The sequence below is a fragment of the Blautia sp. HCN-1074 genome (assembly GCF_037890165.1).
Lineage (GTDB): Bacteria > Bacillota > Clostridia > Lachnospirales > Lachnospiraceae > Blautia_A.
Genome location: NZ_JBBKBP010000007.1, coordinates 28,544 through 43,226, shown reverse-complemented (window position 1 = coordinate 43,226; position 14,683 = coordinate 28,544). Strand labels below are relative to the sequence as shown.

At 40.7% G+C, this 14,683-nt stretch carries 12 protein-coding genes; 1 reads left to right on the top strand and 11 read right to left on the bottom strand.

Features of this window, described 5'->3' with window-relative positions:
* Positions 1-33: 33 nt before the first annotated feature.
* From WKT11_RS08010 to WKT11_RS07960, 11 genes are all read right to left on the bottom strand, one after another.
* Positions 34-894 (bottom strand): carbohydrate ABC transporter permease, encoded by an 861-nt coding sequence (locus WKT11_RS08010; RefSeq protein ID WP_117844536.1) that lies wholly within the window; start codon positions 892-894, stop codon positions 34-36.
* The gene (locus tag WKT11_RS08005) at positions 894-1,946 is read right to left on the bottom strand and encodes a carbohydrate ABC transporter permease (protein WP_117675754.1); all 1,053 of its coding nucleotides are present in this window, start codon (positions 1,944-1,946) and stop codon (positions 894-896) included. Before WKT11_RS08005 ends, WKT11_RS08010 begins: the two co-directional genes overlap by 1 nt.
* A 202-nt stretch (positions 1,947-2,148) precedes the next feature.
* Positions 2,149-3,396, bottom strand: coding sequence for an ABC transporter substrate-binding protein (locus WKT11_RS08000; protein WP_445291934.1), 1,248 nt, complete (start codon positions 3,394-3,396; stop codon positions 2,149-2,151).
* A 393-nt stretch (positions 3,397-3,789) separates the two neighbouring features.
* Positions 3,790-5,460 (bottom strand): glycoside hydrolase family 43 protein, encoded by a 1,671-nt coding sequence (locus tag WKT11_RS07995; RefSeq protein ID WP_117675902.1) that lies wholly within the window; start codon positions 5,458-5,460, stop codon positions 3,790-3,792.
* Between the two features lie 182 nt (positions 5,461-5,642).
* Positions 5,643-6,257, bottom strand: a complete 615-nt coding sequence (locus WKT11_RS07990) for an ECF transporter S component (RefSeq protein ID WP_117844538.1) — start codon at positions 6,255-6,257, stop codon at positions 5,643-5,645.
* 208 nt (positions 6,258-6,465) lie between these two features.
* Positions 6,466-7,638 carry an NAD(P)-dependent malic enzyme gene (locus WKT11_RS07985; RefSeq protein WP_117844539.1) on the bottom strand — a complete coding sequence of 391 codons (1,173 nt, stop codon included), beginning with the start codon at positions 7,636-7,638 and terminating at the stop codon, positions 6,466-6,468.
* Between the two features lie 174 nt (positions 7,639-7,812).
* The gene (locus WKT11_RS07980) at positions 7,813-9,573 is read right to left on the bottom strand and encodes a DUF4179 domain-containing protein (RefSeq protein WP_243009472.1); all 1,761 of its coding nucleotides are present in this window, start codon (positions 9,571-9,573) and stop codon (positions 7,813-7,815) included.
* 7 nt (positions 9,574-9,580) lie between these two features.
* Positions 9,581-10,225 (bottom strand): RNA polymerase sigma factor, encoded by a 645-nt coding sequence (locus WKT11_RS07975; protein WP_243009471.1) that lies wholly within the window; start codon positions 10,223-10,225, stop codon positions 9,581-9,583.
* A 172-nt stretch (positions 10,226-10,397) separates the two neighbouring features.
* A complete protein-coding gene (locus WKT11_RS07970) occupies positions 10,398-10,904 on the bottom strand; it encodes an HD domain-containing protein (RefSeq protein ID WP_117844541.1) in 507 nt (168 codons plus the stop codon).
* 120 nt (positions 10,905-11,024) lie between these two features.
* On the bottom strand, positions 11,025-12,182 hold the full coding sequence (locus tag WKT11_RS07965; RefSeq protein ID WP_117844543.1) for an FprA family A-type flavoprotein: 1,158 nt from the start codon (positions 12,180-12,182) through the stop codon (positions 11,025-11,027).
* Between the two features lie 287 nt (positions 12,183-12,469).
* Entirely contained in the window at positions 12,470-13,336 is an 867-nt protein-coding gene (locus tag WKT11_RS07960) for a LysR family transcriptional regulator (protein WP_340283671.1), read from the bottom strand.
* A gap of 171 nt (positions 13,337-13,507) precedes the next feature.
* On the opposite strand from WKT11_RS07960, the gene WKT11_RS07955 reads away from it, so the two are divergent.
* Positions 13,508-14,419 (top strand): 4Fe-4S dicluster domain-containing protein, encoded by a 912-nt coding sequence (locus WKT11_RS07955; RefSeq protein ID WP_118516622.1) that lies wholly within the window; start codon positions 13,508-13,510, stop codon positions 14,417-14,419.
* The last annotated feature ends 264 nt before the right edge of the window (positions 14,420-14,683 follow it).

Sequence of the window (14,683 nt, the reverse complement as noted above, 5' to 3'; positions counted from 1 at the left end):
AACGACAGCCTTTTCAAAAAAGTATTTGCAAGCCTATTTAATAGCACCCTCAACCATACCATTCATAATCTGCTTCTGAGCAAGCAGGAATACGATGATCATCGGAATCATTGCCAGGAGTGCTGCAGTAAGGATCAGATCCCACTGCTTAACATAAGAACCAACAAACGCCTGTACAGCAACCGGAAGAGTCTTAACCTTACCATTCTGTCCTAACATCAGAGAAGGAAGAAGGTAATCGTTCCAGATCCACATACCATTCAGAATAGTAACAGTAACAATAACCGGTTTCAGAAGCGGAAGGATAATACGGAAGAAAGTTCCCTCAGGAGAACATCCGTCAATCGCTGCTGCTTCTTCCAGTTCATACGGAATACCTTTAATAAAACCAGTTAAGATAAATACTGTCATAGCACCACCGAATCCACAGTATGCAAATACGATACCAGGGATAGACTGCAACATGCTGATTCCAAGGAATTTACCTACATCACGAAATGTAGAAACCAGAGGAAGCATAACTACCTGGAAAGGAATTGTCATGGATGCGATAAATGTCATGTAAATAGCTGTTGACCATTTTGTCTTGTTACGGCAGATAACCCATGCAGCCATACCGCCAAATAAAGCAAGTAATACAAGGGAAACAACTGTAATGATCGCAGATGTTCCGAATGCACTCCAGAAACTGAAGTTAGAGTTGTTGACAACGTTTGAAATATTTGTCTTAAACTGTGCAAAGCTTGCACCCACAAAGCTTACAGGGTTTGCAACAATACCGTTTGCATTCTTAAATGTATTAATAAGTACCAGATAGAAAGGAGATAATATGTACGCTGCGATAACAATCGCAACAGCTGTAAGCACTACCTTTGGCGTTTTCTTCGTAACCATTACATTTCAACCTCCTTCTTATTGGAAATTCTAACCTGAATAATAGATACAGCAGCCAGGATAATGAAGAACAGAATAGCTTTCGCCTGACCAAGTGCATAATTGTTCTTGGAGATCGCTGTATTATAAATATTCAGAGCCAGCATCTGAGTACCGTTTGTCAGATAGTTTCCGAAGAAACTTGCAACAGAACCTGTACCATTTGTTAAAGCCATGTTAACATCGAACTGTTTGAATGCTGATGTTAAGGTAAGGAATGTACAAATTGTAATTGTAGCTGCGATCATCGGAATCTTAATCTTAAATAATGTTGTAACTGCATTTGCGCCATCGATCTGTGATGCTTCCAGTACATCTTTAGGTACCTGTGTCAGACCAGTTACATAGATCAGCATGATATAACCTGCATACTGCCAGATATAAACAACGATGATAGCCATCATAGCTGTGTTTGTCTTTGACAGAAGTGAAATATTATTTGTCATCTTGATCAGTACATTGTTAAATACGAACTGCCATACATAACCAAGTACGATACCGCCGATCAGGTTTGGCAGGAAGTAGGAAGCTCTGAAGAATGAGAGTCCCTTAATCTTAGAAGTACAGAGTAATGCGAGCATAAACGCTACTACATTTACCAGAACCATGTTCAGAACTACAAACAGAATTGTGATGATCAGTGACCAGAGGAAACTTGGTTCATTGAACATTGTCTTGTAGTTTGCAAATCCTACAAATCCTGTCATCTTGATTCCATTCCAGTCTGTAAAGGAATAAAACACACCAAGGCATAATGGAATAATGACTGTTACTACAAATGTAAATAACAATGGAAATACAAATATAAAGTTAACGATGCTTCTGTGATGTTTTAATGTCGGGAATAAATACATTCCCAGTAAAATGCCGATTGCACCAATGATCAGTGCCGGACCTCTCCAGCCTGCTCCACTTCCGGAAATATCCTGAATCAATGCTACAGCCAGCAAAATAATACCGGCAATCAGGCATACCATGGAGATTACTTTTTTACTAGCACTGTTTGTATTCATTTTGCCTTCACCCTTCCTATTTCTTATTCAAAGCAAAAATGCTACTGTCAATTTCGTTCTAAGTAACACAAAAATCAATGCGTCTTAACCGTTTTTGCGTACCTGAATGGAGGTCTGCCCGGACCTTTACTCAGGTATGCAGCGCAATAAAAATGGGCGGCAACATAATCGCCGCCCAACAGATATCAGTTATTCATTCTGATTAGTTTGCGTATGCACTCTCAAGAACCTGCTGCATTGTCTTTACAAATCCAGCTTCATCAAGGCTTCCAGATGCATAGTCAGCAAATACCTGACCTGTATAGTTCTGTGCGATACCTTCTTTGAAACCTGGAATTGACCAGTGCCATGCGGATGTCTTTCCTGCTTTCTGATAATCAGTAATTGTCTGAGCAAACGGATCCTCGCCTACGATTGTGCAGGATTTGAATGGGCTTACGAATCCAGCTTCTTTTACGAGGACTTCCTGAGCTTCGTCTGTTGTCAGCCACTGAAGGAATGCTTCTGCTGCTTCTACATTACCATCTTTGTATACAGACCACCAGGATGGGGAGCTTGTAAGGATTGTATCCTGTCCGTCTTCGAATGCGTATGGGATCATACCAACTTCGAAATTACCAGCTTCTTTGTAAGCGTCAGCGTCATCACCAACCATTGTTGCACCGATCCAGGATCCCTGTGTAACAAATGCATATTTACCGGATGAGAAGTTCAGGATCTGCTGATCGTATGTACCGGAAACAAGGAGCGCAGGATCTGAATACTGGTTCAGAAGACCTACAAAGTTAGCGAAATCTGTGAAACGGTCTTCGTCAAGTTTACCGCCATCATTGAGCATATCAATGTAAGTAGTGTCTTCTCTGTCAAGACCTTCATCCAGATATGTACCAAATAAATGGTTACCGGTTGACCAGTAAAGGTTAACTGGCTCTGCTGCATAACCTACAACTGCTGTAAGTCCAAGTTCATCTTTCTTGGAATCGATTGTCTCAAATGCTTCTTTGATTGCATCTGGACTTGTTAATGTGGAAGGATCAATTCCTGCTTTGTCAAGGATGTCTTTGTTATATGCAAGACCGATTGCTTCTGTTGTATATGGGAAACCGATTGTACCCTGGCTCTCATCAACATAAGCTGCATCTGTATCAGAAGCCCATTCCTGATCGCTCATATCTACTAACATATCTGTCCAGTTAGCAAAGTCTGCTCCACTACCGTTTACGAAGATATCAGGCATGTTATCTGACTGATAGTATCCTTTCAGAGTACCCTGGATATCGATTCCGCCGCCCATGGATTCGATTTCTACTTTAGTTCCTGTTTCTTTCTCATACATTTCAGCTAATTTCTTTAACTGAGCGTCAACTTCGATCTTACCGTTTACAAGACGAATACTGTCACCGTCTGCTGCCTGTACGGATACTGCTGCCGGAACCATTGATGCGATCATAGATACTGCTAAAAGTGTTGCAAATACTTTTTTCTTCATTTTCGTCACCTCGTCATTTTTTTAACTGTTTCTTTTACCTTTTGCGCATAAGGTTTTTTGATATTTGTATAATACCACTTTGTTTCTGAAATAGCAAGACCTTTTTCGCATAAGTTTGAATTTTTTTATCTTTCTTTTTCGTCATTTGTTAAATATGCACAATTTCTTTTTTCTGTCTTATTACACAATGTCCAAAAAAGTGCTACTTTGAGGTCAAAAAAATGCATATTCATTGGAATGGGTACTTTTTTTCGCACACCTTTCTCCTGAACACGCATCTTTTGTCCTTATGTTTTCCTTTTTTCTCTATAAAAACCTGTCGTTGTACTTATTCCAGGAATCTCTTCCATATCTTTAATCGTAACCATTTTCTGTCCATATTTCCTTCAAAATTATTTCATCTGCTTTGTATTCGAAGAAATCAAAATCTGCGCATTTCTTGTGAAGCACACGATCTGCACAGGTGATACCTACCATTGTTCCTGTAAATTCACCATATTTACAGTATTCATCAGAAAATCTCGTAGTATCAAAGATTCTTCCGATCTTCTGATAGTTTTCACCATCATAGCTCCATTCAAACCAGGATTTACGTCCTTCGATATAGAGTCTCAGATAGATCGGCTTATCTTCTACCGGAATTCTCGTGTTGAGGAATTCTGTTTTTTCACCATTTTCCAAATGGATGATAGACAACGCACTCTGTCCCAGTGTTTCGCTGTAATATTTTCGCAGATTGATATAGTTCATATTGTCGTAATACAGGATCAAGCCTGCACTGTGCTGATGAACTTCCGGCACGAATTCCATCTTTGTAGTGATTCTTGCATAAACACTGGTAAGTTTTCTGGCAAGGATACTTACTTTATTCAGGGAGGTTCTGGATTCCTGTCCACGGAGTCTTACATATCCCTTGCGTGCTTTTACATCCGCAAATCTCTCCGGCATGATTCTTGGCGCATAGTAGAAATTGCCAAGTTCTTCTCCGTCAAAGTCATCGAAATCAGGAGTTTTCTCTACTGGGTACTCTGGAAGGGAACTTTCCGGCACCTCCATTTTTGCCAGATTGCTTCCGTCAGCCATACGAAGCCAGTTATCCTCTGTCCACATCATCTTCTGGATTGCTGTTTCTCTTCCGAGTGTGCAGCGGAGTTCCGGCACGAACGGTCTGGAGCAGAGATGAACCAGGTATACCTCACCGGTAGGAAGTTCTACATAGCTTCCATGTCCGGATTTCTGCAAAATGGAGTCCGGATTGTAATATTTCGGTTTCAGATGATCGGGATCCTGTCTCTCATAAGACTCTCCCGGTACACTGGTCACAATCGGATTCTTCGGATCTTTTTCATATGGTCCCCAGACATTTCCGGAGCGTCCCATTGTAACACAGTGATTGTATCCTGTGCCGCCTTCTGCGCACATAATGTAATAATATTCTCCTCGTTTAGTCAGATGAGGAGCTTCGATGCAACCTCTGTCTGTGCCGCCTCTCCAGATTCGTTTCGGATATCCTACAATTTCTTTTTTGGCAGGATCATATTCTACCATGCAGATCGCGCCTGGTTTTTCGTATCCTTCTCTCGTCTCCCACTCCAGGGAAACAATGTATTTCTTTCCGTTTGTATCATGGAACATGGAAGCGTCAAAACCTGAGGAATGAAGATATACAGGCTCACTCCATGGACCTCTGATATCTTTTGCACAGATCATAAAGTTATCTACATCGAAATATCTGGCGTTCATGGAATTCATCACTCCATAAACCACATAGAACATATCTTCTTCCTCGCAGTAAGTAAGACATGGCGCCCAGATTCCTTTTGCGCTCGGAAGTTTCTTCAGATCTACTTTTTCATCATCTGTCAGTACATGGGTATATAATTCCCAGTTCTTTAAATCTCTGGAATGATAAACCGGAATTCCCGGAAACCATTCAAAAGTAGAAACTGCAAGATAATAGTCATCCCCTTTTCTGCAAATACACGGATCAGGGTTAAAACCTGGAAGTATTGGATTTTGAATCATTTTGACTTTTTTTCTCCTTAAATTATTCTGTATCTTTACAATCACACGGATTGTTAAATCGTTACAGCATATTTTATCATAAAAACAGCATTTCCGATATCCTATCAATATCTGAAATGCTGTTTTTTTATTGCTGTCTGTTATTTCTTTAAATCGTGTTTTATAATACACGGAACACAAGTTTATGCTGTCTGTTCTTTTTTCTTATTTGTGACTGTAAGCAGGTGACTCTTGATTAATACAGGACGTACTGCATTGTAAATTACTGCTACCAGGATTACTGAAACAACTGCATTGAATAGTGTAGCTGCAGCACTCATTTTCGCCAGTGCTTCGGCAAGTTTCTGCGGCTGTCCCAAGATATACTGTTTGTAGAAATATCCTACGATCGGATCTGCAATTACATTGAATCCAAGTCCTGCAACAGAAGCAATCAGGCTCCATTTGAATACATATTTCTTATCTGTACTTTCATTGATCTTTGCGATTTTGTGTGCTACCAGTCCTGTGATAAGGCCGATACAGAACTTCAGGACAAATGTTTTCGGCGCACCAGTAATATAAACCGGGTCCATCAGGTCTGCGATTCCCATTCCGATGGCACCGGACAAACCGCCATATACACCGCCGATAAGCAGTGCTGCCAGTACGCAGAATGCATTTCCAATATGAATGGAGGTTGCATCTCCGCCGGGTACCGGAATCTTAATCTGCAAAAATGTGAAAGATACGTAGCATAACGCAGCCATTAACGCTGTCTCAGCCAGTTTTGTAATTGTGCTGTTCTGTGTGTTCATAATAATTTCCCCTCTCGTATTGCTGTATCAATTTATGAAGGTATGATACACTTTGTTGATTTTTATTTCAATGACCAGTTTCTTCATTTTTTCAGAGGTCAGATAAAAAAATCCTCTGCTGCCATGCACATTCCGCATGGAAACAGAGGACTTTATCCTGTTCATACTATTCTCAGGCATCCGCATTGCCTAATCTATGACCTATATCTTAGATTCTTGCTACGCCAGATTTTCTTGCAGCTTCTGCTACTGATTTAGCTACTGCATCTTTTACACGTGGATCGAATGCTGCCGGAAGAATATATTCCGGATTTAATTCTTCGTCACTTACCAGACCTGCGATCGCGTATGCTGCTGCCACTTTCATCTCGTCGTTGACATCTGATGCTCTTGCATCCAGTACACCACGGAAAAGTCCAGGGAAGCAAAGTACATTATTTACCTGATTCGGGTAATCAGAACGTCCTGTAGAAACAACTGCTGCTCCTGCTGCTTTTGCTTCATCAGGGAAGATCTCAGGTACCGGGTTTGCACATGCAAAGATGATCGGATCTTTTGCCATTGTGCGGACCATATCCTGTGTCAGTGTCCCAGGTGCGGATACACCGATGAAGACATCTGCGCCTTTGATTACTTCTGCAAGAGTACCTTTCTCTTTGTTGAAGTTTGTAATCTTAGCCATTTCTTCTTTGATTGGGTTTAATCCTTCTCTGCCTTCGTAGATCGCACCTTTTCTGTCTGTCATGATAACATTCTTAAGTCCCATGGACATTAACAGTTTGATGATAGCGATACCTGCTGCACCTGCTCCTGAAGTAACGATCTTAACTTCATCAAGTTTCTTTCCTACAATTTTCAGTGCATTGATGACACCTGCAAGTGTGATAACAGCTGTTCCATGCTGATCGTCATGGAAAATCGGAATATCGCAACATTCTTTCAGTTTCTTTTCGATCTCAAAGCATCTTGGTGCGGAAATATCCTCAAGGTTGATTCCACCGAAAGATCCGGCCAGGAGGCTTACAGTCTTAACGATCTCATCAACATCTTTGCTGCGAACGCAAAGCGGAATGGCATCTACACCACCGAATTCTTTAAAGAGCACACATTTACCTTCCATAACAGGCATACCTGCTTCCGGACCGATATCTCCAAGTCCCAGTACTGCAGTTCCGTCTGTGACAACAGCAACTGTGTTCCAGCGTCTTGTTAACTCATAGCTCTTGTTTACATCTTTCTGAATTTCAAGACAAGGCTGAGCAACACCAGGTGTGTAAGCAAGGCTTAAGGCATCTTTGGAATCTACTTTGGCTCTTGATACAACCTCAATTTTACCTTTTAAATCATAATGCATTTTTAAAGATTCTTTTGCGTAATCCATTTTCGATTTGGCTCCCTTCTGCACTCTTTTTTTGAGACGCCTACATTGTAACATTTACTTTGCCAAGATGCCACTGTTTTTTTTATTTTAAATTGACTATTTTTTATCAAAGTTATAAAAACAGCATTCTCACATTTTTGTTTATGGGAATGCTGTTTCAGTTATTGGACTTTGTTATTTATTTTCATCAAAATGTACTTCCGCACTGGCAACTGCACGCTCGTCCAAGAGCTGCTTAAAGGTCTTAGTCTTTGCCTTTTCTTCGTAATCGTCGGACCAGTAGTAGCCTTTCAGTTCGTCCATGTATTCGATATAATCGCAGAGGTATACGTATACTGTGGAAATATCTCTGTCTGAAATGGCAACTGTGTTGGCAGTTCCTGTGAACTTTCCAAAACTCATAGGTTTTCCATCTGCATCCAGAATAACCGGGAAATAATCCGCGGTGTCACCACTTTCATTCATGGTAATCTCAAACGGTGTCTTAGTCAGAGATATGACTCCGTTTCCTTCGCTGTCTACAGCCTGAATCTCTTTTATTACTGTCTGTGCATCATTTTTTTCTACAGGAATTGTGAAGTCCCAGTCTCCGTCCACCCACCAGTTTTCATATTTATTTGGGTGTTTATTTACATCCGGATAAAGTTTTGTATACTTATTATACATTTCCTGGTCGATCAATCTTAATGTTTCCTGCTGTTCTTCTGTGAAATTCTCATAGTCGTCTTCGTTTAAACCTGCATCTGCCACTGCCTGGTCACGTTCATCTCTCAACTCCTGTGGAATCTCCGGTGTTGTAGTTTCTTCTTCAGGTAACATACCTACTATCTGAGGAAAACTTAATTCCATGGTAAACTGATCCGGAACTTTGATTTCTTTCAGATAATCTTTTTCGTCAGGTGCTCCTGCCGCGACTGCGTCCTCAATAGTTACGTTCTCTGCATCCTCTATTCCAATTGCTGCTGCCATCTCCTCATTTGTAGCATTATACACATCATCAATTCCTTTTTCTTTCCAGAATTTTTCCCAGGCTTCATTAAATCTTTGCTCCCCTGCAAAATCATAAGTGAATTCAGTGTTGTCTATACGCAGCACTCCTGCAAATGTGTGATCATCAATCAATTGTCCATCCAGCGGAGCATTCACCAGCATATCGCCATCATTAAAATCACATTTCATCCATATACTGCCATTGTTCAGATTGATCCATGGCGTTCCGTCTTCTGTCAGAAGAGTATTCGGAATTTTTTCTTCCATACTAATGATAAGGGATATGTACAATGCAGTATCATTACAATATACTTCTGAGACAGTAAGTGTTGTACCATTGTAGGTCTGGCTCCATTTACTATCCGTATTCTCAGCTTCTACGTTCTCGGATTCTGTAGCGTTAGTGTTCCTGTTGTCTGAAGATGTGTTCTGTTCTTTTTCATTCTGTGTGCTGCCAACTTCCGTGCTGCTGTTTTCATCCTCTAAAGGTGTCGCATATTTGCTGAAATCTCCGGAGAAGCCGAGGGAATTGCCAATGCGCTCAAATACATTGCCAACCAGTGGAATATTTTCTGCAAATGCAGGATTTGTAATACACACTGCTGAAAATACTGCTGCCGCTGCTGTCATGCCAAGTACTGTCTTATATATTGTTTTAAATTTTCTATGAGATCGCGTTGAATTGCTATTATCAGCAAACTCTCTGTCATCCTGACTATATTTGTTAATTTCCAGACTTTCGACTTTTCTATTTTCTTCGCTATATGTATCCTTTGTGCTTTCCTGTCTTTCTGAAGCAGCTGCCATCTCTCTGATTTTTGCAAATGCCTCATTTTTTGCTGCTTCCGCCTGTTCCGGCAGTGGGAAATCTGCCTGCAGAATTTCTTCGATTACATTGTTTGCATCATTCTCCATCTTTTTATCAAAATTAAACTTCTTTGCCATTCTTACTTCATCCCTTTCTTACACTCGCCGTCATGCTTCCTGCTGATACCGGATTTTTTCCTAATATACCATGTGTGTTTCCTTTGTTTTCTTTCCCCGGCTGATTCGTCATTTTACTTCCTGGCATGTACTGTACTTTCTTTCGGTCATTCTCCTCTACCGGTGCATATTCCTGCTTTAACTGTACCCGCGCCCTGGCGAGTCTGGTTTTTACGGTGTTTTCGTTGACATTTAATATAGAAGCAATATCTGCGATCCGGAATCCTTCTACATAATACAAAATCAGTATGATCCTGTAAGATTCATCCAGCATTCCCAGCATTTCCTTAAACTCAAATTCCGCAATAGACATATCCTGTCCCGGAACTTCCGGGAGTTCTTCTGCCCTGCTGAAATTTTTGTAATGCCGGTGAATTTTATTACATTCATTAATCAGAATCCGAATCATCCAAGTCTTAAAATATTCAGGATTTTTCAGTGTATGTATCTTTTCAAAGCAGGTAAGTATGGTATCCTGTATGGCATCGGCTGCATCCTCGTCATTATCCAGGATTCCTCTCGCCACCTTGTACATTGCCAGAGAATTCTTTTCCATCAGTTCCAGAAATGCATCTGCATCTCCTGAGATGGAGCGTTTTACCAACTGTATCAAATGCTGATCCTCCTTGCTTAGAGTATGTTTCTGTAAATGGGTTTCATTCGAATGAAGTTTTGTTGTTTTTGTTTTACACTTATTAGATGGGAAAATGTAATGAAAAGTTTCAAAAAGCTGCCACTTTTTTTGTGACAGCTTTTCAATGGGCGTTTTTATGTAATATTTTGTTTTATTCCTCAGCGTTTAATCTTTTCTGATACATAGACTGAAGCAGGAATTTTCCTGTCTCTGTTTTGAATACTTTTTCCAGCATATTTCTCACATTGTTTCCGGAGAAATTACTCTCATCAGCATTTACCAGATAATCTGCTTCTATCATAATCTGATAATCAATACCGTCGATTCCGGTTATTGTGTGATGATGGCTTACAATATAAGAAACACGATCCACAAATTCTTTCGGCAGATCTGAATCTGCGAAAAATTCCTCTATCAGTGCCGCACTTTCTTCCTCCTGATGCTTGCCGTTGGCATTTCCGTATTTTACTCTGCAGAGAGGGCAGGCAATATCATGGACAACCGCAGTTACCTCCACCAGCTTCTGCTGCTCTGGTAACAGATTTTCGCCTTCTGCGATTGTTTTTGCATATGCGTATACTTTCATGAAATGATTGATGTCATGAAGATCTCCCTTGGAATACTCTACCATTTTCTTTACAACTTCTGCTACTGTCATGTTTTGTTCCTGCCTTTCTCTTACGAATATAGTTACTTGTTCACTCCATTCTCAATAACCAGGTTTATCTTATTCTGAAAAACAGCAGAATCTTTCGATCCTGCTGTTTACAATTATCAATTATTTGCAAAGTTCCTCAGCCATAGCCTCAATCTCTGCCTCATTTGCTTCGCTGAGTGAGGACATAATCTTTACATTGTTCTCGAGCCATGTGATGTTTTTGCTCTTTTCGAACATCCCCTGCATGATTCTTGCTGCTGCAGGTGCCCAGCTTCCGTTTTCAATGAGACCGATGGTGCGGTTCTGGTAGCTGCGTTCTGTCAGATTTTCAATATAAGTACGCATGAATGGGAAAATATCTCCGTTATATGTAATAGTTGCAAGTACCAGTTTGCCATAGCGGAACGCATCTTCTACTGCTTCTGCCATGTCATCTCTTGCAAGGTCAAATACAGTTACTTTCGGGCATCCTTTTTCTTCCAGTTTCTGTGCCAGAAGTTCTACTGCTTTCTTTGTGTTTCCATAAACAGATGTATAGGCGATCACAACACCTTCACTCTCCACTTTGTAGGAGGACCAGATATCATATTTCTCAATGTAATGTCCCAGATTCTCTGTGAGGATTGGTCCATGGAGCGGACAGATTGTCTGGATATCCAGAGTTGCGGCAGCTTTCAGGAGCTTTTGAACCTGTGCACCGTATTTTCCAACGATTCCGATATAGTAACGACGTGCTTCGCTGTCCCAGTCTTCCTCTACGTCAAGCGCTCCGAATTTGCCGAATCCATCAGCAGAAAACAGAACTTTATCAGTGCTGTCATATGTAACCATAACTTCCGGCCAGTGAACCATCGGTGCGAATACAAATGTCAGAACATGTTTTCCAAGTGTCAGGCTCTCGCCGTTACCTACTACGAGTTTCTTTCCGTCCAGATTCAGTTTTCTGAAGAAATTCTCCATCATGGTAAAAGTCTTTGTGTTGGCAACAACTGTTGTGTCCGGATATGCCTTCATGAAGTTCTCAATATTAGCCGCATGATCCGGTTCCATATGCTGTACAACCAGATAATCCGGTTTTGCGCCGTTAAGAACCTCTGCTACATTTGTAAGCCATTCATCCTTGAAATTAGCATCTACGGTATCCATAACTGCGATCTTTTCATCCATGATCACATATGAGTTATAAGACATACCGTTTGGCACTACATACTGTCCTTCAAACAGATCTACCTGATGATCATTTACACCTACATAATAAATATCATTTCCGATTTTCATGATGTGAATTTTCCTCCTTATTGATCTCCTGTTATTTTTCAGAGATGAAAATTTCTTTTTTTTATTTCTGCACCTATTATATCCAATTTCTTACTGGAAATCAATAGTATTACTGTCAACCAAATACAATTCTACGATAATTACTATCCGACAAAAAAGAATATTCATATAAAATAGAAATTCCTACTCATTTTTATTTAACCGAATCAAGTAATTCCCCTGACTCAAGTGTCTTTCATGCAAGATCTGTTATACCTTTGCGGAAAAAGTTGCCCAGGCACAGGCGGTCACAAAAACCATTCCATCTTCTCCCTCACATCTGCATGCTTCAGATAAATAACATTAAATTCTCTGACTATGGGCTCACCCTTCAGTGTAAAAATCCCAAGCTCCGGGTCGCTTTTGGCAAGTACTTCATATACAAATGAGATTCCATACCCGGACTTGATCAGGTCGATGATCATCTTAAAGCTGGAAATACATATATGCCGGTGAAAACGCTCCAAAGATTCATTATGCTCCAGAAGCTTTTCCTCCAGAATAGCCAGCGTTCCAGAGCCTTTTTCGCGATGGATCAGAGTTTCTTTCAGGATCTCCTCTACAGATACTTCACGGCCTGCAAAGGGATGATCCTTCGAGCAAATCCCCACAAAAGGTTCCCGGCGATACAGCTGGCTTCCGAATCTGTTTTTGTCAAAAAATCCTTCTATGATGGCATAGTCCAGAGTATTTTGTTCCAATAAATGCAAAAGATGCTTTGTGTTATCCACGATCAGAGTCAGTGCTGTATCCGGCTGATTTAAAAAATCGTGAATCCTGTCTGTGATCACATAGTCACCAATGGTCTTGGTTGCACCGATACGCAGTTCCCGGAGACCATTGTTTTTTATCTTTTCCCTGAGAAAATTTTCACGCTGCTGAACCGATCGCAGGTAATCCTCCAGCATCTGCGCTGCAGGGGTCTTGATCAGTTTTCTGTTTTCATAAAGAAAAAGACGGCAGCCATATTCCTTTTCCAAAAACTGGATATGCTGGGTAACTGCCGGCTGAGTAATATGTAACAGCTCTGCCGCCTCCCTGTAATTCATAACATTGCATACTGCCATAAACGTTTCCGTTCTGTGATCTAACATAATCTTTTTAAACTCTCCCACTCTATTGATATCAGATAGTTTTTTCTGTGTAGTTTTCTTTTTCATAAGCATTACTTATCGTATAATAAAAACTCATAAATTGATTTTATCATTCATAAAGCCTATAATCAACAAAAGAAACACCGTATACATCAGAGAACAATAACGGCTATATAAAGGAGATACTGAATCATGAATGAGAAAAAGCCAGTAACATCTGACAACCCAAAACTGAGTCCCGAGGAAATCAAACGGGTAAAGGGTCTGGGATGTCTTCAGGACAAACGATATGATGACATTTTTAATATTCGAGTCATTACAGGAAATGGTCATATTACAACAGATGAACATCGTGCTATTGCAGATGCAGCAGACAAATTCGGAAATGGCCAGATCACTATGACAACCCGCCTGAGTATGGAAATCCAGGGAATTCCTTATGATAATATTGAAAAAGCCATTGCTTTCCTTGGAGAACACGGCCTGATGACAGGCGGAACCGGAGCCAAAGTGCGTCCTGTTGTCTCATGCAAGGGAACAACCTGCCAGTATGGTCTGATCGATACCTTTGCACTCAGTAAAAAAATCCATGAGCGTTTTTATATAGGATATCACGATGTAGTGCTCCCGCACAAATTCAAGATTGCAGTTGGCGGATGTCCTAATAACTGTGTAAAGCCTAATCTGAATGATATGGGAATTATAGGTCAGAGGATCCCAAAACCGGATGTTGAGAAATGCCGGGGATGTAAGAAATGTCAGATTGAAAAAAGTTGTCCTGTCCATGTCCCGAAATTAGTTGACGGTAAACTTTACATTGATCCTGAAGAATGTATCCATTGCGGACGCTGCAAAGGGAAATGTCCTTTCGGCGCAGTACCGGAATATCAGAATGGTTATAAAATCTATATCGGAGGCCGCTGGGGTAAGAGAATCTCACACGGTCAGGCTCTTACAAGAATTTTCACAGAGGAAGAAGAGGTAATGACTGTCATAGAGAAAGCAATCCTTCTCTTCAAAGATGAAGGAATCGCTGGAGAACGGTTTGCTGATACTGTGAAACGTCTCGGATTTGAGTATGTGAATGAGAAATTGATTGGCTGAGCATTGAATCACCAAGTCAAGTGGATAAAATCATCCGCTCCGCTACTTGCTTGATTCGGTTAAATAATCACACCAGTCCAACCGTATTTTGCCACAGCCCTTTCTCTTCAGCTCCGGAGTGATGCAGATTGCTCCCATGATTATGATTGGGGATAGTGAATGTTGTTAACGTCAACTGCACTCTGCGGGAGGTTGTGTTTGACTGTATCCGCAACCTCCCGGTTACATCACAATCTCCATTGTATTGTACTTAATCACCACTTT